This window comes from Bacillus siamensis (genome assembly GCF_051628075.1).
In the GTDB taxonomy this organism is placed as follows: Bacteria; Bacillota; Bacilli; order Bacillales; family Bacillaceae; genus Bacillus; species Bacillus siamensis.
This window is the reverse complement of sequence record NZ_CP155579.1, coordinates 89384-113374: the sequence shown is the minus strand read 5'-3', so window position 1 is coordinate 113374 and position 23991 is coordinate 89384. Positions and strand designations below refer to the sequence as shown.

Sequence of the window (23991 nt, the reverse complement as noted above, 5' to 3'; positions counted from 1 at the left end):
GCCGCCTTTAAATACTGATTTCCGCAGAAATGTTCTTCAAAGGTCTTAAGGGCGCACTTCTAAAACATAACGCATGAATCTCTCTCAGCCGATGAAGATTCTTTCTGTAATGGTCATTGTTTTATACTCTTCCCTGTCAACAATCGTATATTTAAATGCTTTTCAGGCGTTTTACGGCTGTTTCTCTGCCGATCAGCTCAATAGCCTGCGGAAGCTCCGGACCGTGCGTCTGGCCGGTAACCGCTACACGAATCGGCATGAACAGCTTTTTGCCTTTATGGCCTGTTTCTTTCTGAACGGCTTTAATTGAGGCTTTGATCTGCTCTGGCGTGAATTCTTCAAGCTCTTCAAGCTTCGCAGCAAATGCGCTGAGCACTTCAGGCACCTGTTCTTCTGCCAGAACGGCTTTTGCCTCTTGATTATACTCGATCTCATCCTTAAAGAACAAATCAGTGAGCTCGACAATTTCAGCACCGTAGCTCAATTGCTCATGGTAAAGAGAGATTAACTTACGCACCCATTCCTGCTCTTCAGCAGAAAGCTCAGTGCCGACTTTTCCTGCTTTTTGCAGGTGAGGCAGGGTCAGTTCAACAACTTGATCAAGATCCAGCGCTTTGACGTATTGGTTGTTGACCCATTTCAGTTTATGCATATCAAACAGAGCCGGTGACTTAGATAAACGATTCACATCAAAAATTTCAATAAATTGTTCTCTTGTGAAGAGCTCTTCTTCACCGACAGGAGACCAACCGAGAAGTCCGATAAAGTTAAACAGCGCTTCAGGCAGGTAACCCAGCTCATCATACTGCTCAATAAACTGAATAATTGATTCATCACGTTTACTTAATTTTTTGCGGCTTTCGTTCACGATAAGCGTCATATGTCCGAATTCAGGAATATCCCAGCCGAACGCCTGGAAGATCATGATTTGTTTCGGTGTATTTGAAATATGGTCCTCACCGCGGAGCACGTGCGTCATTTTCATTAGGTAATCGTCAATTGCGACAGCAAAGTTATACGTCGGTGTACCGTCTTTTTTAACGATGACGAAGTCGCCGATACCGTCTGATTCAAAAGAAATCTCGCCTTTTACGATATCGTTAAAAGTGATGATTTTTCCTTCCGGCACGCGGAAACGGATGCTCGGCTGTCTTCCTTCGGCTAAAAACTGCTCCTGCTCTTCCTGAGTCAGGTTTCTGTGTTTGCCTGAATAGCGCGGCATTTCCCCGCGGGCGATCTGCTCTTCACGTTCTTTCTCAAGTTCTTCTTCCGTACAGAAACATTTATAAGCAAGCCCTTTCTCAAGAAGCGCTTCATAATACTCTTTGTAAATGTCATTTCGTTCAGACTGGCGGTACGGGCCGTATTCTCCGCCGACATCCACACTTTCATCCCAGTCTATGCCGAGCCATTTCAGATAGTTAAGCTGGCTTTGCTCCCCGCCTTCGATATTTCGCTTTTTGTCCGTATCCTCAATCCGGATAATAAACTTTCCGCCTTGGCTGCGGGCAAATAAATAGTTAAAAAGCGCCGTTCTGGCGTTACCGATATGCAAATGTCCGGTCGGACTCGGTGCATAGCGGACGCGTACTTCATTTCCCATGTTCAAATACTTCCTTTCATCTCATCTGTAGCCTCTAGCCGAATATATGTATCTATTCTACCACCAAATAGACCGGGCATCAAAATAATGATCAGGCTTTTTGGATCAGAACGGTCGCCTGAGCGGCAATTCCTTCGGCTCTTCCGGTAAACCCGAGCTTTTCTGTCGTTGTCGCTTTTACATTTACTTGAGAGACGTCTGCCTCAAGGCCTTCCGCTATTCGTTTTCTCATCGCATCAATATGCGGCGCCATTTTCGGCTTTTGCGCAATAATCGTGCAGTCTATATTTCCGAGTACGTACCCTTTTTCTTTGACAATGTTCCAGACATGCTGAAGCAGCTTAAAAGAATCCGCATCCTTGAATTCCGGATCAGTATCCGGGAAATGCTTGCCGATATCTCCTTCACCCACCGCTCCGAGGCACGCATCTGCAACCGTGTGCAGCAATACATCCGCATCGGAATGCCCGAGCAGCCCTTTTTCATAAGGAATTTCAATTCCGCCGATGATGAGAGGACGGCCTTCCGTTAGTTGATGCACGTCAAATCCTTGTCCGATTCTAAACATTATGATTCCCACTTTCCGCTTTCATGATTGCTTCCGCTGATATCAGATCATCCGGCGTTGTCAGCTTAATATTGGTATAGCTGCCTTCAACGATACTCACCTGATAGCCATCAAGACGCTCGACGAGACTGGCGTCATCCGTACCTAAGAAGCCTTTGTTTTCCGCTTCCCTATGCGCCTTTTTCAATAAAGAAAGACGAAAAGCCTGCGGCGTTTGAACGGCCCACAAGCTTGAACGGTCAAAGGTCTCCGCAACCCGGGAGCCTTCCGCCCGTTTTATCGTGTCTTTCACAGGAACAGCCAGGACAGCCGCTCCCGTCTCTTCTGCTGTTTCAACGAGTTTATCGATATGCTGATGCGTGACAAACGGTCGCGCCCCGTCATGAACAAGGACGACGGACTCCTCATCAATCACTTTCAGTCCTTCGTATACACTATGCTGACGCTCCGCTCCGCCGGTGACAAGCTCAATTTCCGCTTTAACCGGAAACTGGGCAAGCAGCTGACGAAAATCTTCCCGTTCACTCTCGTTTATCACCAGGATTATTTTCTGACAAGGTGCGTGGCTTTCAAAAACCCGCAGTGTGTGTATAATAACAGGCGCACCCTTTAAGCCGATGAACAGCTTATTTTTCCCGGCCTTCATCCGTTTCCCTTGTCCGGCAGCCGGAATGACTACGACATACTCCATCATTAACTCCCTCTTAAAGAGCCTTCTCAAGCAGCTTAGGCTTGGCAAAAATCATTCGCCCCGCCGCTGTCTGCAGCACGCTGGTTACGAGCACATCAATATGTTTCCCTATATAATTGCGGCCTTCTTCCACAACGATCATTGTTCCGTCATCCAAGTAAGCCACACCTTGATTATGCTCTTTCCCGTCCTTAATCACCTGCACATTCATTTCTTCACCCGGGAGCACAACCGGCTTCACCGCGTTTGCAAGGTCATTAATATTCAGTACCGCAACCTTCTGAAGCTCACATACTTTATTTAAATTAAAATCATTCGTCACAACGACACCGGATGTCAGCTTCGCAAGTTTGACAAGCTTGCTGTCAACCTCTTGAATGTCTTCGAAGTCGCCTTCATAAATTTCAACCGTAATATCCAGTTCCTTTTGAATGCGATTCAAAATATCCAGTCCGCGGCGTCCTCTGTTGCGTTTTAAAACATCTGAAGAATCAGCAATATGCTGTAATTCCTCAAGCACAAATTGAGGAATGACAATGACGCCTTCTAAAAAGCCCGTCTGACAAATATCTGCAATTCTCCCATCAATAATAACACTTGTATCCAAGATTTTCAGCCTTTTCTCCTGCTCCTCTTGCTCCTCATCCGCACTTCCCTTTTTCTTCTGCATTCTTGCAGAAATGGAGAACAGACCGATCAGTTCATCCTTTTTCTTAAATCCGACCTGGAAGCCCAGATAACCGAGAAAGAAAGCCAAAAAGACCGGGATGATGGTGCTGAATATACGGTACGGAATATTGTCCAGCGGAATCACGTTTACAATGAGATATGCGATGATAAGTCCAAAAACCAATCCGAGACTTCCGAATAACAGATCCGGCACCGGAGCTCTCAGCAAAGAATCTTCAATCCATTTCACCCAATTAATCACATATTCTGTCGTCCATATACTGATGAGAAAAAAGATAATAGCACCAATTGCAGCAGACGTATATGCGTTTGTTATTAAAGGTATGTCCTGTATATTTGACAGTACAAACAATTCAGGTATTAAAAAGATACCGACAACGCCGCCCACAATAATGAAGAACGCCTGAACTATTCGTTTTAACATACCTCCACCTCCTTTTAAGTAACATTTTTCAGCAGGCTGTCAAAGCCTACAAATATCAGAATAAACAAAAACTAACAATAATATACCCGGATTCTGACAGGTTTAAGCGATACTTAAAGCTGTCTATCTATATAGTGTTTTTCTTGAAGACGTTTTAAACCTTTTTTGATTTTTTGGGCGCGCACCTCGCCGATGCCTTCTACATCATCCAGCTCTTCAACAGTGGCTTCCGTTATGCTTGGCAAAAATCCGAACGCCTCAACCACATTTTCAACAATCGGCATCGGCAGACGCGGAATTTTATTCAGCAGCCTGTACCCTCTCGGCAGCACATAATCATCAAGGTTGGTAGAAGCGGGATATCCAAGCAGCTTAAACAGAATGGAATCATCAAGCAGATCGTAGCTGGACATATCCTGAAGCTCTTTTAACAGCACGAACGGATCTTTGATTTTTTCTTTCACATAGTCTTTGATGAAAAGAGCCGCTTCTTCTTCCATATCCGTAATCAGTTCAATCACCTGCAGACGGATTAAGTGGCCTTCCGTTCCGAGTTCTTTAATATACATGTTGATTTCATTTTTTATACGGAGCACCATTTCATAGCGGTGCATAACGGACAGCACGTCACTGAATGTCACGAGCTCCTCAAACTCTAAAGCGTTTAAAGCCGTAATCGTTTTGTCTAAAATAGTTTTATACTTCTCAAGCGTTTGAATCGCCTGGTTTGCTTTTGTTAAAATAAATCCTATGTCCTTCAGTGTGTATTTCATGCTGTCCTGGTATAACGTAATGACATTTCTGCGTTCAGAAATGGCGATGACGAGACAGCCGGTCTGCTTCGCCACCCGTTCCGCCGTACGGTGCCTCATCCCCGTTTCTGAAGAAGAAATGGTCGCTTCCGGCATAAGCTGTGTATTCGCATAAAGAATTTTCTGGCCGGAATCGCTTAAAATAATGGCACCGTCCATTTTGGCCAGCTCGTATAGGTGAGCGGGCGCAAATGATGTATTAATATGAAAACCGCCATCCACGACTTGCTTTACCTTATCATTGTATCCGACAACAATCAGGCCGCCTGTATTTGCCCGAAGTACATTCTCTATCCCGGCTCTGAGCGGCGTGCCCGGTGCAACGAACTGCAGAATTGCAGACAGGTCAAGCTCTTGTTTCGCCCCTTTTTTCTCTTTTTCCATCTATTATGATCCTCCTAATGAAGTACGAAGCGCTTCTGCAACATTTGCTACTCCGACAACCTCAATCCCTTTTGGTATTGTCCATCCGCCTGCATTCGCCTCAGGTATGACCATACGCTTGAAGCCGAGTTTCGCCGCTTCTTTTACGCGCTGTTCGATTCTTGACACCCTGCGGACTTCTCCTGTCAGACCCACTTCACCGATAAAGCAATCTGCAGGATTCGGCGGTGTATCTCTGAAGCTTGAAGCAATACTGACGGCTACTGCCAAATCAATCGCCGGTTCATCCAGTTTGACCCCGCCGGCGACTTTTAAGTACGCATCTTGATTCTGAAGCAATAGCCCCACCCGCTTCTCAAGCACAGCCATGATTAACGACACCCTGTTGTGGTCAATCCCTGTGGCCATGCGGCGCGGGTTTCCAAAGCTGGTCGGTGATATGAGCGCCTGAATTTCAACCAGGATCGGTCTCGTTCCTTCCATTGACGCAACGATACTCGAACCCGAAGCCCCGGCAGAACGCTCCTCCAAGAAAATTTCCGAAGGGTTCAGCACTTCTGTAAGCCCCTCTTCCCGCATTTCAAAGATGCCCATTTCATTTGTTGAGCCGAAACGGTTTTTTACAGCCCGCAAAATACGGAATGTATGGTGCCGCTCTCCTTCAAAGTATAGAACGGTATCGACCATATGCTCAAGCAATCTTGGCCCAGCGATCGAGCCTTCTTTTGTGACGTGTCCGACGATAAAAATCGGAATGCCGTTTGTTTTCGCGATTTTCATCAATTCAGCCGTACACTCTCTTACTTGTGATACACTGCCGGGAGCTGAGGTAATGTCACTTTGGTAAACGGTCTGAATGGAGTCTACAACAACAAATGCGGGTTTCATCTCTTGTATAGCAGACGAAATATACTCCATATCGGTTTCAGATAAAACATGTAACAATTGGCTGTTGATTCCAAGCCTGTCGGCGCGCAGCTTCGTTTGCTTCACGGATTCTTCCCCGGAAATGTAAAGCACGCTGCCGGCCGTGTCTGCTAATTGTGCGGATACTTGAAGAAGGAGCGTTGATTTCCCGATGCCGGGGTCGCCGCCGATTAATACTAACGAGCCCTTCACAACGCCGCCGCCAAGCACTCTGTTAAATTCTTCGAGCTTGGTGTGAACACGGGGTTCTTCTGATGTTTCAATTGATGTAATGGGTGATGGTTTCTGGACGGTTTGAACGGAGTGGGAGAAAGCCGCCCGCCGATTCGCCGGCGCTTTTTTGACGGTTTCTTCCACCATTGTATTCCAAGCCCCGCAGCCCGGGCATTTCCCCATCCATTTTGCGGATTCATAACCGCATGAGTGGCAGATGAATTTTGTTTTTGATTTAGCCATATATGCTGTAAGACCTCTTCCTTATCGAATATTTCTCTATATAACAAAGTGAGGCATACACTTGCTTACGTATGCCTCATGTTTGTCACTATATTAGTTCGTTTTAGCAGTTGTTTTTACGACAAATTCGCCGTCTTCAACATCAAGAACGATGTGCTGGCCTTTATCAATATTGCCTCTGAGAAGCTCTTCTGATAACCGGTCCTCCACATGCTTTTGAATCGCTCTTCTTAACGGACGTGCGCCGTATTCCAAGTCGACGCCCTCGTCTGCTACTTTTGCTTTTGCAGCATCCGTCAGCTCTATAGAGAGATCTTGTTCTTTCAGACGTTTTGTTAACTGGTCAGACATAAGCGACACGATGTCTGTAAGATGTTTTTTCTCAAGGGAGTGGAAGACGATAATTTCGTCAATCCGGTTGATAAATTCAGGTCTGAAGGCACGCTTCAGCTCTCCCATGACTTTGTCTTTCATGTCTTTATGGTTTTGTGATTCATCCTGCACATTGAAGCCCACATATTTGTTGCGTTTCAGCTCGCTCGCTCCGACGTTTGACGTCATAATCAGAATCGTGTTGCGGAAATCAACAGTGCGTCCTTTTGAATCAGTCAAGCGTCCGTCTTCAAGCACTTGCAGGAGAATGTTAAACACATCAGGATGCGCTTTTTCAATTTCATCAAGCAGTACGACAGAGTAAGGTTTTCTTCTCACTTTTTCCGTCAGCTGGCCGCCTTCATCATAGCCGACATATCCCGGAGGAGAACCGACAAGACGTGAAGTCGAATGTTTCTCCATATATTCGGACATATCCACTCTGATCATCGCTTCTTCATCACCGAAAATAGATTCCGCCAGCGCTCTTGCCAGCTCTGTCTTCCCTACGCCTGTAGGGCCTAAGAAGATGAATGAACCGATCGGACGTTTCGGATCCTTCAAACCGGCTCTTGCACGTCTGACAGCCTTCGCAACGGCTACAACGGCTTCATCCTGGCCAATGACGCGGGAGTGCAGAATGCTTTCCATATTGAGAAGCTTATCTGTTTCCGTTTGCGCAATTTTAGATACAGGCACCCCGGTCCAGCTGGATACCACCATTGCGATATCCTCTACAGAAACTTCGGAGTTCTCCTGGCCTTGTTTTTCTTTCCACGTTTTTTTCGTATCTTCCACCTGTTCTCTCAAGCGCTGCTCCGTATCACGAAGAGAAGCCGCTTTTTCAAACTCCTGGCTTTGAACGGCAGCGTCTTTTTCCTTGCGAACTTCATCGAGTTTCTGCTCAAGCTCTTTTAAGTTCGGAGGCGTTGTGAAGGAACGGAGACGCACTTTTGAACCGGCTTCGTCAATTAAATCGATCGCTTTATCCGGAAGGAAGCGGTCAGAAATATAACGATCAGACAATTTAACCGCCGCTTCGATCGCTTCATCGGTAATGGATACGCGGTGATGCGCTTCATAGCGGTCACGGAGCCCTTTTAAGATCTGAATGCTTTCATCGACTGACGGCTCATCCACCTGAATCGGCTGGAAGCGGCGCTCCAGAGCTGCGTCTTTTTCGATATATTTGCGGTATTCATCAAGCGTTGTCGCACCGATGCACTGAAGCTCTCCGCGAGCGAGTGAAGGTTTTAAAATATTCGACGCGTCAATCGCACCTTCTGCTCCTCCAGCTCCGATCAGTGTGTGCAATTCGTCAATGAATAAAATGATATTGCCGGCCTGACGTATTTCATCCATTACTTTTTTCAAACGGTCTTCAAATTCTCCGCGGTATTTCGTGCCTGCTACAACCGTTCCCATGTCTAATGTCATTACGCGTTTATCACGTAAGATTTCCGGCACTTCATTGTTGATGATCTGCTGTGCGAGACCTTCAGCAATCGCAGTTTTACCTACACCCGGTTCTCCAATCAGAACGGGATTATTCTTTGTTCTGCGGCTTAATACTTCAATAACGCGCTGAATTTCTTTGCTTCGGCCGATAACCGGATCAAGGCTGTCTTCCCTCGCAATCGCGGTTAAATCACGCGCCAGACTGTCAAGCGTCGGCGTGTTTGCGCTGCTATTTGTCCCTGCTCCGGATGTCCCTGTTTCATTGCTTCCGAGAAGCTGCAGAACCTGCTGTCTCGCCTTATTGAGACTGACACCCAGATTATTCAGAACTCTCGCGGCGACTCCCTCACCTTCACGAATCAGCCCAAGAAGTATGTGCTCTGTTCCTACATAAGAATGACCCAGCTTTCTGGCTTCATCCATTGATAGTTCTATTACCTTTTTGGCTCGAGGCGTGTAATGAGGGACAGAGGTGGTGCTTTCCTGTCCTCGGCCAATCAAACTTTCCACTTCTTTCTGCATTTTATCTGAATTGAGGCCAAGCGCTTCTAAAGCTTTAAATGCTATCCCTTCACCTTCACGGACTAACCCCAATAATATATGTTCAGTTCCGATATTTGTATGGCCTAAGCGCAGTGCTTCTTCCTGTGCCAGTGCCAATACCTTTTGAGCCCGCTCTGTAAATCTTCCAAACATCATATCGAATCATCCTCCTGTCTATTTGCACTCATTTCTAAATGCAGCCTTTCCCTGATAAGAGCCGCTCTTCTCGCGTCTCTTTCGTTCGGCCGTAATGCGCCGCCCGAATATTGCTGGAGAAAACCGGGCTGTGTCAAAATCATCAGTTCATTAAGTATATTGCTTGATAGCCCTTTAATGATCCCCAGGTCTATCCCCAGCCGAACGTCAGAAAGGCATTTCGCCGTTTCCTTCGATTCAATCATTCGGCAGTTGGATAAAACTCCGTAAGATCTGAATACCCGGTCCTCTAATTCAATTTTCGAGGTTTGATAAAGCGCTTCTCGGGCTGAGCGTTCCTGCTCAATCAGCTGGGCAGCCACACTGTTCAAATCATCGACGATATCCTGTTCTGATTTTCCAAGTGTGATTTGATTTGAAATTTGAAAGATATTTCCTAATGCTTCGCTGCCTTCCCCGTAAATTCCTCTAACAACTAAACCTAATTGGTTAATTGCCGGTATAATTCGATTCATTTGCCTAGTTAGCACAAGACCCGGCAAATGCATCATGACCGAAGCCCTTAGTCCCGTCCCTACATTTGTAGGACAGCTTGTTAAGTATCCTCTCTTCTCTCCAAAAGCGTAATCCACTTTCTCCTCAATCCAGTCATCAACCTGGTTTGCCGCTTTTATGGCGTTGAGAAGCTGGAAGCCGGGGAAGAGACATTGAATTCTGATATGATCTTCTTCATTTAACATAATGCTGACTTCTTCATTTTCAGAAAGCAGACAGCCGCCAAACGGTGATTCCGTTAAATTCGGGCTGATCAGATGCTTTTCCATCAGCACCCGTTTTTCCAAAGGCTGAGCTTCACTCATTCTGATTAAATGAAATTGACCGATATCAGGCAGTTCTTTCCCTGAAAAATGATCTTCGAATTGCTGAATAATGGATGAGGCTTCTTCATTCGTATACCGGGCAGGAAACTTTATATTTTCAAAGTTTCTGGCCAACCGTATACGGCTGCTGAGTACAATGTCACTTTCAGGTCCCTTTTGCTTCATCCAATTGCTTAATGCGTCCTGAATAAAATGCTTGAGCGACATTACCCTTGTTCCTCCTCACTGTCTGTGCCTTTTAATTTCTGCTCTAACGACCGGATCTGATCCCTGACCTGCGCCGCCTTTTCAAACTCTTCCTGATGTATTAAAGATTCAAGTTCCTTTTTTAACATTTCCATTTGCCGTCTTACATGCAGGTTTCCGCCTATACGTTTCGGAATTTTCCCGGCATGCACCGTATTCCCGCTGTGGACTTTTCGCAAGATCGGCGTAATTTGGCTGTGAAATGTATCGTAACACTCCGCACAGCCGAACCGCCCTGTTTTTCTCAGCTGTTGAAACGTCATGCCGCATTTCTTACAGGCCGTGCCTTGCTCTGAATAGCCGAACATTTGAGAACCCGTGTTTTGAAATGAAGACTCCATATTCAGCAGCCCTGATAATAAATTATGAATCGAGAACCCTTGGTTTCCACTTATACCGTATGAATCACTATTTTCTTTTGCACATTGTTCGCAAATATGAACTTCTTGCTTTTCTCCATTAACAACTTTCGTAAAGTGAAAAGTGGCCGGTCTCTCATTGCACTCTTGACAAATCAATCTTTTCACCCGCTTACTTTAGTTTTAAAGATGTGAGCATCGCCTTCATCATTCTGGCTCTTAGTTCATCCCGTTCAGGCAAATCAATATATAGAACTGAACGATCCATTACACTCACCATCATTTTAGCTTCTCTTTCCGAAATAACCCCGTCCTCTAACAGTCTGAGAATAATGTCATCAGAGGCTGCCTGGGACAAGTGGGTATGAATCTGCGAAATAATATTATTGATGAGGACGACTTCGTTATTCATTTTAACTTTGATAATACGAATATAACCGCCGCCTCCCCGTTTACTTTCAACAATATATCCTCTTTCGCTTGTGAATCTGGTGTTGATGACATAATTTATTTGGGAAGGAACACACTGAAATTTATCAGCAATTTCACTGCGTTTGATCTCTAAAATTTCTTTGCCATTTTGATCTAATACTTGTTTTAAGTACTGTTCAATGATGTCAGAAATATTATGTCCCACTCAACCCCCTCCTTTATTGACTTTGACTATATTTGACTTTAATCTTACTATAAGGTGTTTCGCAAAATTTTTCAACTGTATCGCTCTATCTCTATTATTTCCACTTTGCACAAGCATAAAACCTGCTTTTACAAAAAGGTATATCGTTACTTTTCTCATATTATATAACGTATGCAGAAAAACACAAAAAAGACAGCTCATCATGAGCTGCCTTTACCGTATGATCGCTTGGCGGCATCCTACTCTCACAGGGGGAAACCCCCGACTACCATCGGCGCTGAAGAGCTTAACTTCCGTGTTCGGCATGGGAACGGGTGTGACCTCTTCGCTATCGCCACCAAACCATTGAGAGTGTTCTCTCAAAACTAGATAACAGTAAGCATACATTCAAAAATGGTTAAGTCCTCGATCGATTAGTATCTGTCAGCTCCATGTGTCGCCACACTTCCACCTCAGACCTATCAACCTGATCATCTTTCAGGGATCTTACTTCCTTGCGGAATGGGAAATCTCATCTTGAGGGGGGCTTCATGCTTAGATGCTTTCAGCACTTATCCCGTCCGCACATAGCTACCCAGCGATGCCCTTGGCAGAACAACTGGTACACCAGCGGTGCGTCCATCCCGGTCCTCTCGTACTAAGGACAGCTCCTCTCAAATTTCCTGCGCCCGCGACGGATAGGGACCGAACTGTCTCACGACGTTCTGAACCCAGCTCGCGTACCGCTTTAATGGGCGAACAGCCCAACCCTTGGGACCGACTACAGCCCCAGGATGCGATGAGCCGACATCGAGGTGCCAAACCTCCCCGTCGATGTGGACTCTTGGGGGAGATAAGCCTGTTATCCCCGGGGTAGCTTTTATCCGTTGAGCGATGGCCCTTCCATGCGGAACCACCGGATCACTAAGCCCGACTTTCGTCCCTGCTCGACTTGTAGGTCTCGCAGTCAAGCTCCCTTGTGCCTTTACACTCTGCGAATGATTTCCAACCATTCTGAGGGAACCTTTGGGCGCCTCCGTTACCTTTTAGGAGGCGACCGCCCCAGTCAAACTGCCCACCTGACACTGTCTCCCCGCCCGATAAGGGCGGCGGGTTAGAAGGTCAATACAGCCAGGGTAGTATCCCACCGATGCCTCCACCGAAGCTGGCGCTCCAGTTTCCAAGGCTCCTACCTATCCTGTACAAGCTGTACCAACATTCAATATCAGGCTGCAGTAAAGCTCCACGGGGTCTTTCCGTCCTGTCGCGGGTAACCTGCATCTTCACAGGTACTATAATTTCACCGAGTCTCTCGTTGAGACAGTGCCCAGATCGTTGCGCCTTTCGTGCGGGTCGGAACTTACCCGACAAGGAATTTCGCTACCTTAGGACCGTTATAGTTACGGCCGCCGTTTACTGGGGCTTCAATTCGCACCTTCGCTTACGCTAAGCGCTCCTCTTAACCTTCCAGCACCGGGCAGGCGTCAGCCCCTATACTTCGCCTTACGGCTTCGCAGAGACCTGTGTTTTTGCTAAACAGTCGCCTGGGCCTATTCACTGCGGCTCTCTCGGGCTTGCACCCTAACAGAGCACCCCTTCTCCCGAAGTTACGGGGTCATTTTGCCGAGTTCCTTAACGAGAGTTCTCTCGATCACCTTAGGATTCTCTCCTCGCCTACCTGTGTCGGTTTGCGGTACGGGCACCTCTCACCTCGCTAGAGGCTTTTCTTGGCAGTGTGGAATCAGGAACTTCGCTACTATAATTCGCTCGCCATCACAGCTCAGCCTTCACGGGAAACGGATTTGCCTATTTCCCAGCCTAACTGCTTGGACGCGGATATCCAATACCGCGCTTACCCTATCCTCCTGCGTCCCCCCATTGCTCAAATGGTGAGGAGGTGGTACAGGAATATCAACCTGTTATCCATCGCCTACGCCTTTCGGCCTCGGCTTAGGTCCCGACTAACCCTGAGCGGACGAGCCTTCCTCAGGAAACCTTAGGCATTCGGTGGACGGGATTCTCACCCGTCTTTCGCTACTCATACCGGCATTCTCACTTCTAAGCGCTCCACAAGTCCTTCCGGTCTTGCTTCACAGCCCTTAGAACGCTCTCCTACCACTGTTCGAAGAACAGTCCGCAGCTTCGGTGATACGTTTAGCCCCGGTACATTTTCGGCGCAGAGTCACTCGACCAGTGAGCTATTACGCACTCTTTAAATGGTGGCTGCTTCTAAGCCAACATCCTGGTTGTCTAAGCAACTCCACATCCTTTTCCACTTAACGTATACTTTGGGACCTTAGCTGGCGGTCTGGGCTGTTTCCCTTTCGACTACGGATCTTATCACTCGCAGTCTGACTCCCAAGGATAAGTCATCGGCATTCGGAGTTTGACTGAATTCGGTAACCCGGTAGGGGCCCCTAGTCCAATCAGTGCTCTACCTCCGAGACTCTTACCTTGAGGCTAGCCCTAAAGCTATTTCGGAGAGAACCAGCTATCTCCAGGTTCGATTGGCATTTCACCCCTACCCACACCTCATCCCCGCACTTTTCAACGTGCGTGGGTTCGGGCCTCCATTCAGTGTTACCTGAACTTCACCCTGGACATGGGTAGATCACCTGGTTTCGGGTCTACGACCACGTACTCATGCGCCCTATTCAGACTCGCTTTCGCTGCGGCTCCGCATCTTCTGCTTAACCTTGCACGGGATCGTAACTCGCCGGTTCATTCTACAAAAGGCACGCCATCACCCGTTAACGGGCTCTGACTACTTGTAGGCACACGGTTTCAGGATCTATTTCACTCCCCTTCCGGGGTGCTTTTCACCTTTCCCTCACGGTACTGGTTCACTATCGGTCACTAGGGAGTATTTAGCCTTGGGAGATGGTCCTCCCGGATTCCGACGGAATTTCACGTGTTCCGCCGTACTCAGGATCCACTCTGGAGAGAACGAAGTTTTGACTACAGGGCTGTTACCTCCTATGGCGGGCCTTTCCAGACCTCTTCATCTACCTCGTTCCTTTGTAACTCCGTACAGAGTGTCCTACAACCCCAAGAGGCAAGCCTCTTGGTTTGGGCTGGTCCCGTTTCGCTCGCCGCTACTCAGGGAATCGCATTTGCTTTCTCTTCCTCCGGGTACTTAGATGTTTCAGTTCCCCGGGTCTGCCTTCTCATATCCTATGTATTCAGATATGGATACCACTCCATTACGAGTGGTGGGTTTCCCCATTCGGAAATCTCCGGATCAAAGCTTGCTTACAGCTCCCCGAAGCATATCGGTGTTCGTCCCGTCCTTCATCGGCTCCTAGTGCCAAGGCATCCACCGTGCGCCCTTTCTAACTTAACCGTTAAAAAGAATCACTACGTGATATCTTGCATTACAATTGAATGTGAATTACTTCTGTTATCTAGTTTTCAAAGAACATTATCTCGAAGAATCGAATGATCCTTCAAAACTAAACAAGACAGGGAACGTTCTGTTTATAAGACCCAAGGTCTTATATTCCGTTAAAATCCTTAGAAAGGAGGTGATCCAGCCGCACCTTCCGATACGGCTACCTTGTTACGACTTCACCCCAATCATCTGTCCCACCTTCGGCGGCTGGCTCCATAAAGGTTACCTCACCGACTTCGGGTGTTACAAACTCTCGTGGTGTGACGGGCGGTGTGTACAAGGCCCGGGAACGTATTCACCGCGGCATGCTGATCCGCGATTACTAGCGATTCCAGCTTCACGCAGTCGAGTTGCAGACTGCGATCCGAACTGAGAACAGATTTGTGGGATTGGCTTAACCTCGCGGTTTCGCTGCCCTTTGTTCTGTCCATTGTAGCACGTGTGTAGCCCAGGTCATAAGGGGCATGATGATTTGACGTCATCCCCACCTTCCTCCGGTTTGTCACCGGCAGTCACCTTAGAGTGCCCAACTGAATGCTGGCAACTAAGATCAAGGGTTGCGCTCGTTGCGGGACTTAACCCAACATCTCACGACACGAGCTGACGACAACCATGCACCACCTGTCACTCTGCCCCCGAAGGGGACGTCCTATCTCTAGGATTGTCAGAGGATGTCAAGACCTGGTAAGGTTCTTCGCGTTGCTTCGAATTAAACCACATGCTCCACCGCTTGTGCGGGCCCCCGTCAATTCCTTTGAGTTTCAGTCTTGCGACCGTACTCCCCAGGCGGAGTGCTTAATGCGTTAGCTGCAGCACTAAGGGGCGGAAACCCCCTAACACTTAGCACTCATCGTTTACGGCGTGGACTACCAGGGTATCTAATCCTGTTCGCTCCCCACGCTTTCGCTCCTCAGCGTCAGTTACAGACCAGAGAGTCGCCTTCGCCACTGGTGTTCCTCCACATCTCTACGCATTTCACCGCTACACGTGGAATTCCACTCTCCTCTTCTGCACTCAAGTTCCCCAGTTTCCAATGACCCTCCCCGGTTGAGCCGGGGGCTTTCACATCAGACTTAAGAAACCGCCTGCGAGCCCTTTACGCCCAATAATTCCGGACAACGCTTGCCACCTACGTATTACCGCGGCTGCTGGCACGTAGTTAGCCGTGGCTTTCTGGTTAGGTACCGTCAAGGTGCCGCCCTATTTGAACGGCACTTGTTCTTCCCTAACAACAGAGCTTTACGATCCGAAAACCTTCATCACTCACGCGGCGTTGCTCCGTCAGACTTTCGTCCATTGCGGAAGATTCCCTACTGCTGCCTCCCGTAGGAGTCTGGGCCGTGTCTCAGTCCCAGTGTGGCCGATCACCCTCTCAGGTCGGCTACGCATCGTCGCCTTGGTGAGCCGTTACCTCACCAACTAGCTAATGCGCCGCGGGTCCATCTGTAAGTGGTAGCCGAAGCCACCTTTCATGTTTGAACCATGCGGTTCAAACAAGCATCCGGTATTAGCCCCGGTTTCCCGGAGTTATCCCAGTCTTACAGGCAGGTTACCCACGTGTTACTCACCCGTCCGCCGCTAACATCAGGGAGCAAGCTCCCATCTGTCCGCTCGACTTGCATGTATTAGGCACGCCGCCAGCGTTCGTCCTGAGCCAGGATCAAACTCTCCGATAAAGTAGTTTGACTGACTACGCACATCGCTGTGCGATTTATTTAAAACTTTGAATTAACAGGTACGTTTTGTCTTGTTTAGTTTTCAAAGATCATTTTGTTCACTTTCTCAAGCAACTTTTTAATTATATAATAAGTTTCTTTTAAAGTCAACACGTTTTTCAAAAAATAAATGGTGGAGCCTAGCGGGATCGAACCGCTGACCTCCTGCGTGCAAAGCAGGCGCTCTCCCAGCTGAGCTAAGGCCCCAAAGTGGTCGGGAAGACAGGATTCGAACCTGCGACCCCATGGTCCCAAACCATGTGCTCTACCAAGCTGAGCTACTTCCCGATTTTTTAAAAATATGGCGCGCCCGAGAGGAGTCGAACCCCTAACCTTTTGATCCGTAGTCAAACGCTCTATCCAATTGAGCTACGGGCGCATAATAATGAATGCCGAGGGCCGGACTTGAACCGGCACGGTAGTCACCTACCGCAGGATTTTAAGTCCTGTGTGTCTGCCAATTCCACCACCCCGGCGTGGATGGTATAGTTGGAGCGGAAGACGGGATTCGAACCCGCGACCCCCACCTTGGCAAGGTGGTGTTCTACCACTGAACTACTTCCGCATACAGGATAACTATCCTGTATAATGCGGGTGAAGGGACTTGAACCCCCACGTCATAAGACACTAGATCCTAAGTCTAGCGCGTCTGCCAATTCCGCCACACCCGCGTAACATGGTGAGCCATGAAGGACTCGAACCTTCGACCCTCTGATTAAAAGTCAGATGCTCTACCAACTGAGCTAATGGCTCTCTTTAAAGACTTGTGTTATTATCTTGTCCAAAAATGGTGCCGGCCAGAGGACTTGAACCCCCAACCTACTGATTACAAGTCAGTTGCTCTACCAATTGAGCTAGGCCGGCATATGGTGGAGGATGACGGGCTCGAACCGCCGACCCTCTGCTTGTAAGGCAGATGCTCTCCCAGCTGAGCTAATCCTCCGTATATTACACTTACGTGTAATGGCTTGGCGGCGTCCTACTCTCACAGGGGGAAACCCCCGACTACCATCGGCGCTGAAGAGCTTAACTTCCGTGTTCGGCATGGGAACGGGTGTGACCTCTTCGCTATCGCCACCAAACCATTGAGAGTGTTCTCTCAAAACTAGATAACAGTAAGCATACATTCAAAAATGGTTAAGTCCTCGATCGATTAGTATCTGTCAGCTCCATGTGTCGCCACACTTCCACCTCAGACCTATCAACCTGATCATCTTTCAGGGATCTTACTTCCTTGCGGAATGGGAAATCTCATCTTGAGGGGGGCTTCATGCTTAGATGCTTTCAGCACTTATCCCGTCCGCACATAGCTACCCAGCGATGCCCTTGGCAGAACAACTGGTACACCAGCGGTGCGTCCATCCCGGTCCTCTCGTACTAAGGACAGCTCCTCTCAAATTTCCTGCGCCCGCGACGGATAGGGACCGAACTGTCTCACGACGTTCTGAACCCAGCTCGCGTACCGCTTTAATGGGCGAACAGCCCAACCCTTGGGACCGACTACAGCCCCAGGATGCGATGAGCCGACATCGAGGTGCCAAACCTCCCCGTCGATGTGGACTCTTGGGGGAGATAAGCCTGTTATCCCCGGGGTAGCTTTTATCCGTTGAGCGATGGCCCTTCCATGCGGAACCACCGGATCACTAAGCCCGACTTTCGTCCCTGCTCGACTTGTAGGTCTCGCAGTCAAGCTCCCTTGTGCCTTTACACTCTGCGAATGATTTCCAACCATTCTGAGGGAACCTTTGGGCGCCTCCGTTACCTTTTAGGAGGCGACCGCCCCAGTCAAACTGCCCACCTGACACTGTCTCCCCGCCCGATAAGGGCGGCGGGTTAGAAGGTCAATACAGCCAGGGTAGTATCCCACCGATGCCTCCACCGAAGCTGGCGCTCCAGTTTCCAAGGCTCCTACCTATCCTGTACAAGCTGTACCAACATTCAATATCAGGCTGCAGTAAAGCTCCACGGGGTCTTTCCGTCCTGTCGCGGGTAACCTGCATCTTCACAGGTACTATAATTTCACCGAGTCTCTCGTTGAGACAGTGCCCAGATCGTTGCGCCTTTCGTGCGGGTCGGAACTTACCCGACAAGGAATTTCGCTACCTTAGGACCGTTATAGTTACGGCCGCCGTTTACTGGGGCTTCAATTCGCACCTTCGCTTACGCTAAGCGCTCCTCTTAACCTTCCAGCACCGGGCAGGCGTCAGCCCCTATACTTCGCCTTACGGCTTCGCAGAGACCTGTGTTTTTGCTAAACAGTCGCCTGGGCCTATTCACTGCGGCTCTCTCGGGCTTGCACCCTAACAGAGCACCCCTTCTCCCGAAGTTACGGGGTCATTTTGCCGAGTTCCTTAACGAGAGTTCTCTCGATCACCTTAGGATTCTCTCCTCGCCTACCTGTGTCGGTTTGCGGTACGGGCACCTCTCACCTCGCTAGAGGCTTTTCTTGGCAGTGTGGAATCAGGAACTTCGCTACTATAATTCGCTCGCCATCACAGCTCAGCCTTCACGGGAAACGGATTTGCCTATTTCCCAGCCTAACTGCTTGGACGCGGATATCCAATACCGCGCTTACCCTATCCTCCTGCGTCCCCCCATTGCTCAAATGGTGAGGAGGTGGTACAGGAATATCAACCTGTTATCCATCGCCTACGCCTTTCGGCCTCGGCTTAGGTCCCGACTAACCCTGAGCGGACGAGCCTTCCTCAGGAAACCTTAGGCATTCGGTGGACGGGATTCTCACCCGTCTTTCGCTACTCATACCGGCATTCTCACTTCTAAGCGCTCCACAAGTCCTTCCGGTCTTGCTTCACAGCCCTTAGAACGCTCTCCTACCACTGTTCGAAGAACAGTCCGCAGCTTCGGTGATACGTTTAGCCCCGGTACATTTTCGGCGCAGAGTCACTCGACCAGTGAGCTATTACGCACTCTTTAAATGGTGGCTGCTTCTAAGCCAACATCCTGGTTGTCTAAGCAACTCCACATCCTTTTCCACTTAACGTATACTTTGGGACCTTAGCTGGCGGTCTGGGCTGTTTCCCTTTCGACTACGGATCTTATCACTCGCAGTCTGACTCCCAAGGATAAGTCATCGGCATTCGGAGTTTGACTGAATTCGGTAACCCGGTAGGGGCCCCTAGTCCAATCAGTGCTCTACCTCCGAGACTCTTACCTTGAGGCTAGCCCTAAAGCTATTTCGGAGAGAACCAGCTATCTCCAGGTTCGATTGGCATTTCACCCCTACCCACACCTCATCCCCGCACTTTTCAACGTGCGTGGGTTCGGGCCTCCATTCAGTGTTACCTGAACTTCACCCTGGACATGGGTAGATCACCTGGTTTCGGGTCTACGACCACGTACTCATGCGCCCTATTCAGACTCGCTTTCGCTGCGGCTCCGCATCTTCTGCTTAACCTTGCACGGGATCGTAACTCGCCGGTTCATTCTACAAAAGGCACGCCATCACCCGTTAACGGGCTCTGACTACTTGTAGGCACACGGTTTCAGGATCTATTTCACTCCCCTTCCGGGGTGCTTTTCACCTTTCCCTCACGGTACTGGTTCACTATCGGTCACTAGGGAGTATTTAGCCTTGGGAGATGGTCCTCCCGGATTCCGACGGAATTTCACGTGTTCCGCCGTACTCAGGATCCACTCTGGAGAGAACGAAGTTTTGACTACAGGGCTGTTACCTCCTATGGCGGGCCTTTCCAGACCTCTTCATCTACCTCGTTCCTTTGTAACTCCGTACAGAGTGTCCTACAACCCCAAGAGGCAAGCCTCTTGGTTTGGGCTGATCCCGTTTCGCTCGCCGCTACTCAGGGAATCGCATTTGCTTTCTCTTCCTCCGGGTACTTAGATGTTTCAGTTCCCCGGGTCTGCCTTCTCATATCCTATGTATTCAGATATGGATACCACTCCATTACGAGTGGTGGGTTTCCCCATTCGGAAATCTCCGGATCAAAGCTTGCTTACAGCTCCCCGAAGCATATCGGTGTTCGTCCCGTCCTTCATCGGCTCCTAGTGCCAAGGCATCCACCGTGCGCCCTTTCTAACTTAACCGTTAAAAAGAATCACTACGTGATATCTTGCATTACAATTGAATGTGAATTACTTCTGTTATCTAGTTTTCAAAGAACATTATCTCGAAGAATCGAATGATCCTTCAAAACTAAACAAGACAGGGAACGTTCTGTTTATAAGACCCAAGGTCTTATATTCCGTTAAAATCCTTAGAAAGGAGGTGATCCAGCCGCACCTTCCGATACGGCTACCTTGTTACGACTTCACCCCAATCATCTGTCCCACCTTCGGCGGCTGGCTCCATAAAGGTTACCTCACCGACTTCGGGTGTTACAAACTCTCGTGGTGTGACGGGCGGTGTGTACAAGGCCCGGGAACGTATTCACCGCGGCATGCTGATCCGCGATTACTAGCGATTCCAGCTTCACGCAGTCGAGTTGCAGACTGCGATCCGAACTGAGAACAGATTTGTGGGATTGGCTTAACCTCGCGGTTTCGCTACCCTTTGTTCTGTCCATTGTAGCACGTGTGTAGCCCAGGTCATAAGGGGCATGATGATTTGACGTCATCCCCACCTTCCTCCGGTTTGTCACCGGCAGTCACCTTAGAGTGCCCAACTGAATGCTGGCAACTAAGATCAAGGGTTGCGCTCGTTGCGGGACTTAACCCAACATCTCACGACACGAGCTGACGACAACCATGCACCACCTGTCACTCTGCCCCCGAAGGGGACGTCCTATCTCTAGGATTGTCAGAGGATGTCAAGACCTGGTAAGGTTCTTCGCGTTGCTTCGAATTAAACCACATGCTCCACCGCTTGTGCGGGCCCCCGTCAATTCCTTTGAGTTTCAGTCTTGCGACCGTACTCCCCAGGCGGAGTGCTTAATGCGTTAGCTGCAGCACTAAGGGGCGGAAACCCCCTAACACTTAGCACTCATCGTTTACGGCGTGGACTACCAGGGTATCTAATCCTGTTCGCTCCCCACGCTTTCGCTCCTCAGCGTCAGTTACAGACCAGAGAGTCGCCTTCGCCACTGGTGTTCCTCCACATCTCTACGCATTTCACCGCTACACGTGGAATTCCACTCTCCTCTTCTGCACTCAAGTTCCCCAGTTTCCAATGACCCTCCCCGGTTGAGCCGGGGGCTTTCACATCAGACTTAAGAAACCGCCTGCGAGCCCTTTACGCCCAATAATTCCGGACAACGCTTGCCACCTACGTATTACCGCGGCTGCTGGCACGTAGTTAGCCGTGGCTTTCTGGTTAGGTACCGTCAAGGTGCCGCCCTATTTGAACGGCACTTGTTCTTCCCTAACAACAGAGCTTTACGATCCGAAAACCTTCATCACTCACGCGGCGTTGCTCCGTCAGACTTTCGTCCATTGCGGAAGATTCCCTACTGCTGCCTCCCGTAGGAGTCTGGGCCGTGTCTCAGTCCCAGTGTGGCCGATCACCCTCTCAGGTCGGCTACGCATCGTCGCCTTGGTGAGCCGTTACCTCACCAACTAGCTAATGCGCCGCGGGTCCATCTGTAAGTGGTAGCCGAAGCCACCTTTTATGTTTGAACCATGCGGTTCAAACAACTATCCGGTATTAGCCCCGGTTTCCCGGAGTTATCCCAGTCTTACAGGCAGGTTACCCACGTGTTACTCACCCGTCCGCCGCTAACATCAGGGAGCAAGCTCCCATCTGTCCGCTCGACTTGCATGTATTAGGCACGCCGCCAGCGTTCGTCCTGAGCCAGGATCAAACTCTCCGATAAATGGATCACAGACTAAGTTCACTGCACCCTGCAGTAGCGTCTGTGTGATCTGCATCGTGCAGACCTTAGTTTGACTGACTACGCACATCGCTGTGCGATTTATTTAAAACTTTGAATTAACAGGTACGTTTTGTCTTGTTTAGTTTTCAAAGATCATTTTGTCTTTCGTTCAAGCGACTTTATTATTATATCTTATCAATCTCTTGAAGTCAATAACTTTTTAAATTTCTTTTTTTCGTCAGCGCCTTGTTTAGCGGCAACGAATAATAATATACCACCTCACAAATAATAGTGCAATAGTTTTTTAAAAGAAAATCAAAAAAGCTTTATGGACGGCTTGTTTCTAAAAAAGCGCCGTACTGCGATATGCAGAAACGGCGCCTTCCCTTCTATTAGCGATGTCTCATTTGAGGGAATAATAAAACGTCTCTGATAGACGGAGCATTTGTTAACAGCATGACAAGGCGGTCGATGCCGATACCTAATCCTCCGGTCGGCGGCATGCCGTACTCAAGAGCTTCAACGAAGTCTTCATCCATCATATGCGCTTCATCGTTTCCTTCTTCTCTTTCTTTTAATTGTGCTTCAAAGCGTTCTCTTTGGTCGATAGGGTCATTCAGCTCCGTAAATGCGTTAGCGTGCTCACGGCCGACGATAAACAGCTCAAAACGGTCTGTAAAGCGCGGATCCTCAGGATTTTTCTTAGCAAGAGGCGAAATCTCTACAGGGTGGCCGTAAATAAATGTAGGCTGAATGAGTGTTTCTTCAATTTTTTGTTCGAAGAATTCATTAATGATATGGCCCACCGTCATTGAGTTTGTGATCTCGATACCATGTTCTTTTGCATGGCCGCGCGCTTCTTCAACAGTCATCTCATTCCAGAAATCTACGCCTGTAGCTTCTTTGACCGCATCTACCATATGGAGTCGTTTCCATTCAGGTTTCAGATCAATCTGCTCTTCACCGTACTGGATCGTAGTGCTTCCCAGCACTTCCTGCGCAATATGTGCAACGAGGTTTTCCGTCAGGCTCATAATGTCCTTATAATCGGCGTACGCTTCATACAGTTCGATCATCGTGAATTCAGGGTTGTGGCGTGTAGAAACACCTTCATTACGGAACACGCGTCCGATTTCGTAGACTTTTTCCAGCCCGCCGACAATCAGGCGTTTCAGATGAAGCTCAATTGCAATACGCATATAAAGAGGCATATCCAGCGCGTTATGATGCGTGATGAACGGGCGCGCAGACGCTCCTCCCGGTATGCTGTGCATTGTAGGTGTTTCGACTTCTAAGTATCCATGGTCATCTAAGTATCTTCTCATCGCTTGGATGATTTTGCTGCGTGTGATAAATGTTTGTTTGCTGTCAGGGTTTACGATCAGGTCAAGATAGCGCTGACGGTAACGCTGTTCAACATCTTTTAATCCATGATATTTATCAGGAAGAGGACGCAGTGCTTTTGTCAGCAATTCAAAAGATGTCGCTTTGACAGACAGCTCACCTACGTTTGTTTTGAAAACTTTCCCGGTGATGCCGATAACGTCTCCGAGGTCTGAGGATTTAAAGATTTCATATTGTTCTTCGCCGACACTGTCTTTTCTTACGTAAATTTGAATTTGACCCTCTAAGTCCTGCAGGTGGGCAAAGCCGGCTTTTCCTTTTCCGCGCTTTGTCATCATACGGCCTGCAATGGTAACTTCAATCGCTTTTTCTTCCAGTTCTTCTTTAGAAAGCTCTTGGTAGGCGTCAATGATCTGCTGAGATTGATGTGTTCTCTCGAAGCGTTCGCCGAAAGGATCAATGCCGTTTTCTCTCAGCTGGTTCATTTTATCGCGTCTGACTTGCAGCTGGTCGTTCAATTCCTCATGATTTTGCTCTTCTTGACTCATTGTTATCACTCCATTACAGAT

11 protein-coding genes, 9 tRNA genes, 6 rRNA genes and 1 other annotated feature (1 of these 27 running past the window's edge) are annotated in these 23991 nt (G+C 48.6%); all 26 genes read right to left on the bottom strand.

Annotated features, from left to right (window positions below; genetic code table 11):
* Positions 1-149 (bottom strand) — a binding site (T-box leader) (it extends 85 nt beyond the left edge of the window).
* 2 nt (positions 150-151) lie between these two features.
* The 26 genes from gltX to lysS all read right to left on the bottom strand — a co-directional run bounded on the left by gltX (position 152) and on the right by lysS (position 23970).
* Complete coding sequence (gene gltX / locus ABDB98_RS00610; RefSeq protein ID WP_438421078.1) at positions 152-1603, bottom strand: glutamate--tRNA ligase; 1452 nt, start codon at positions 1601-1603, stop codon at positions 152-154.
* Between the two features lie 91 nt (positions 1604-1694).
* Positions 1695-2171 (bottom strand): 2-C-methyl-D-erythritol 2,4-cyclodiphosphate synthase, encoded by a 477-nt coding sequence (gene ispF, locus ABDB98_RS00605; protein ID WP_016935912.1) that lies wholly within the window; start codon positions 2169-2171, stop codon positions 1695-1697.
* On the bottom strand, positions 2164-2862 hold the full coding sequence (gene ispD, locus ABDB98_RS00600) for a 2-C-methyl-D-erythritol 4-phosphate cytidylyltransferase (RefSeq protein ID WP_438421077.1): 699 nt from the start codon (positions 2860-2862) through the stop codon (positions 2164-2166). Before ispD ends, ispF begins: the two co-directional genes overlap by 8 nt.
* A 13-nt stretch (positions 2863-2875) precedes the next feature.
* Entirely contained in the window at positions 2876-3976 is a 1101-nt protein-coding gene (locus ABDB98_RS00595) for a PIN/TRAM domain-containing protein (protein ID WP_016935914.1), read from the bottom strand.
* A 113-nt stretch (positions 3977-4089) separates the two neighbouring features.
* Positions 4090-5172, bottom strand: coding sequence for a DNA integrity scanning diadenylate cyclase DisA (disA, locus tag ABDB98_RS00590; protein ID WP_003156401.1), 1083 nt, complete (start codon positions 5170-5172; stop codon positions 4090-4092).
* Between the two features lie 3 nt (positions 5173-5175).
* Complete coding sequence (gene radA, locus ABDB98_RS00585; RefSeq protein ID WP_438421076.1) at positions 5176-6555, bottom strand: DNA repair protein RadA; 1380 nt, start codon at positions 6553-6555, stop codon at positions 5176-5178.
* 93 nt (positions 6556-6648) lie between these two features.
* Entirely contained in the window at positions 6649-9084 is a 2436-nt protein-coding gene (gene clpC, locus ABDB98_RS00580) for an ATP-dependent protease ATP-binding subunit ClpC (RefSeq protein WP_047477921.1), read from the bottom strand.
* Entirely contained in the window at positions 9081-10172 is a 1092-nt protein-coding gene (locus tag ABDB98_RS00575; protein WP_003156398.1) for a protein arginine kinase, read from the bottom strand. Before ABDB98_RS00575 ends, clpC begins: the two co-directional genes overlap by 4 nt.
* Positions 10172-10729 (bottom strand): UvrB/UvrC motif-containing protein, encoded by a 558-nt coding sequence (locus tag ABDB98_RS00570; RefSeq protein WP_016935918.1) that lies wholly within the window; start codon positions 10727-10729, stop codon positions 10172-10174. The genes ABDB98_RS00575 and ABDB98_RS00570 overlap by 1 nt, the downstream gene beginning before the upstream one ends.
* A gap of 13 nt (positions 10730-10742) precedes the next feature.
* On the bottom strand, positions 10743-11207 hold the full coding sequence (gene ctsR / locus ABDB98_RS00565; RefSeq protein WP_016935919.1) for a transcriptional regulator CtsR: 465 nt from the start codon (positions 11205-11207) through the stop codon (positions 10743-10745).
* Positions 11208-11433: 226 nt separating this feature from the next.
* Positions 11434-11549 (bottom strand): 5S ribosomal RNA (rrf, locus tag ABDB98_RS00560).
* 51 nt (positions 11550-11600) lie between these two features.
* Positions 11601-14529: ribosomal RNA gene (locus ABDB98_RS00555) — 23S ribosomal RNA — on the bottom strand.
* Positions 14530-14703: 174 nt separating this feature from the next.
* Positions 14704-16253 (bottom strand): 16S ribosomal RNA (locus ABDB98_RS00550).
* A gap of 170 nt (positions 16254-16423) precedes the next feature.
* A tRNA-Ala gene (locus tag ABDB98_RS00545) sits at positions 16424-16499 on the bottom strand.
* A gap of 4 nt (positions 16500-16503) precedes the next feature.
* Positions 16504-16580 (bottom strand) — tRNA-Pro (locus ABDB98_RS00540).
* Positions 16581-16594: 14 nt separating this feature from the next.
* A tRNA-Arg gene (locus ABDB98_RS00535) sits at positions 16595-16671 on the bottom strand.
* Positions 16672-16682: 11 nt separating this feature from the next.
* Positions 16683-16768 (bottom strand) — tRNA-Leu (locus ABDB98_RS00530).
* Positions 16769-16782: 14 nt separating this feature from the next.
* Positions 16783-16857 (bottom strand) — tRNA-Gly (locus ABDB98_RS00525).
* 24 nt (positions 16858-16881) lie between these two features.
* Positions 16882-16963: transfer RNA gene (locus ABDB98_RS00520), tRNA-Leu, on the bottom strand.
* 6 nt (positions 16964-16969) lie between these two features.
* Positions 16970-17045: transfer RNA gene (locus tag ABDB98_RS00515), tRNA-Lys, on the bottom strand.
* A 35-nt stretch (positions 17046-17080) separates the two neighbouring features.
* Positions 17081-17156, bottom strand: a tRNA-Thr gene (locus tag ABDB98_RS00510).
* A gap of 3 nt (positions 17157-17159) precedes the next feature.
* Positions 17160-17235 (bottom strand) — tRNA-Val (locus ABDB98_RS00505).
* A 23-nt stretch (positions 17236-17258) separates the two neighbouring features.
* Positions 17259-17374 (bottom strand): 5S ribosomal RNA (gene rrf / locus ABDB98_RS00500).
* 51 nt (positions 17375-17425) lie between these two features.
* Positions 17426-20354: ribosomal RNA gene (locus ABDB98_RS00495) — 23S ribosomal RNA — on the bottom strand.
* A gap of 174 nt (positions 20355-20528) precedes the next feature.
* Positions 20529-22078 (bottom strand): 16S ribosomal RNA (locus tag ABDB98_RS00490).
* The 16S, 23S and 5S rRNA genes sit together here with 9 tRNA genes alongside, the layout of an rRNA operon.
* Positions 22079-22470: 392 nt before the next feature.
* Positions 22471-23970: a lysine--tRNA ligase gene (lysS, locus tag ABDB98_RS00485; RefSeq protein ID WP_016936549.1), complete on the bottom strand. Its 1500-nt coding sequence runs from the start codon at positions 23968-23970 to the stop codon at positions 22471-22473.
* Positions 23971-23991: the final 21 nt, after the last annotated feature.

Coding starts and splice junctions, on each gene's coding strand:
- gltX (WP_438421078.1), bottom strand. CDS start 1,603: ATGGGAAATGAAGTACGCGTCCGCTATGCACCGAGTCCGACCGGACAT.
- ispF (WP_016935912.1), bottom strand. CDS start 2,171: ATGTTTAGAATCGGACAAGGATTTGACGTGCATCAACTAACGGAAGGC.
- ispD (WP_438421077.1), bottom strand. CDS start 2,862: ATGGAGTATGTCGTAGTCATTCCGGCTGCCGGACAAGGGAAACGGATG.
- ABDB98_RS00595 (WP_016935914.1), bottom strand. CDS start 3,976: ATGTTAAAACGAATAGTTCAGGCGTTCTTCATTATTGTGGGCGGCGTT.
- disA (WP_003156401.1), bottom strand. CDS start 5,172: ATGGAAAAAGAGAAAAAAGGGGCGAAACAAGAGCTTGACCTGTCTGCA.
- radA (WP_438421076.1), bottom strand. CDS start 6,555: ATGGCTAAATCAAAAACAAAATTCATCTGCCACTCATGCGGTTATGAA.
- clpC (WP_047477921.1), bottom strand. CDS start 9,084: ATGATGTTTGGAAGATTTACAGAGCGGGCTCAAAAGGTATTGGCACTG.
- ABDB98_RS00575 (WP_003156398.1), bottom strand. CDS start 10,172: ATGTCGCTCAAGCATTTTATTCAGGACGCATTAAGCAATTGGATGAAG.
- lysS (WP_016936549.1), bottom strand. CDS start 23,970: ATGAGTCAAGAAGAGCAAAATCATGAGGAATTGAACGACCAGCTGCAA.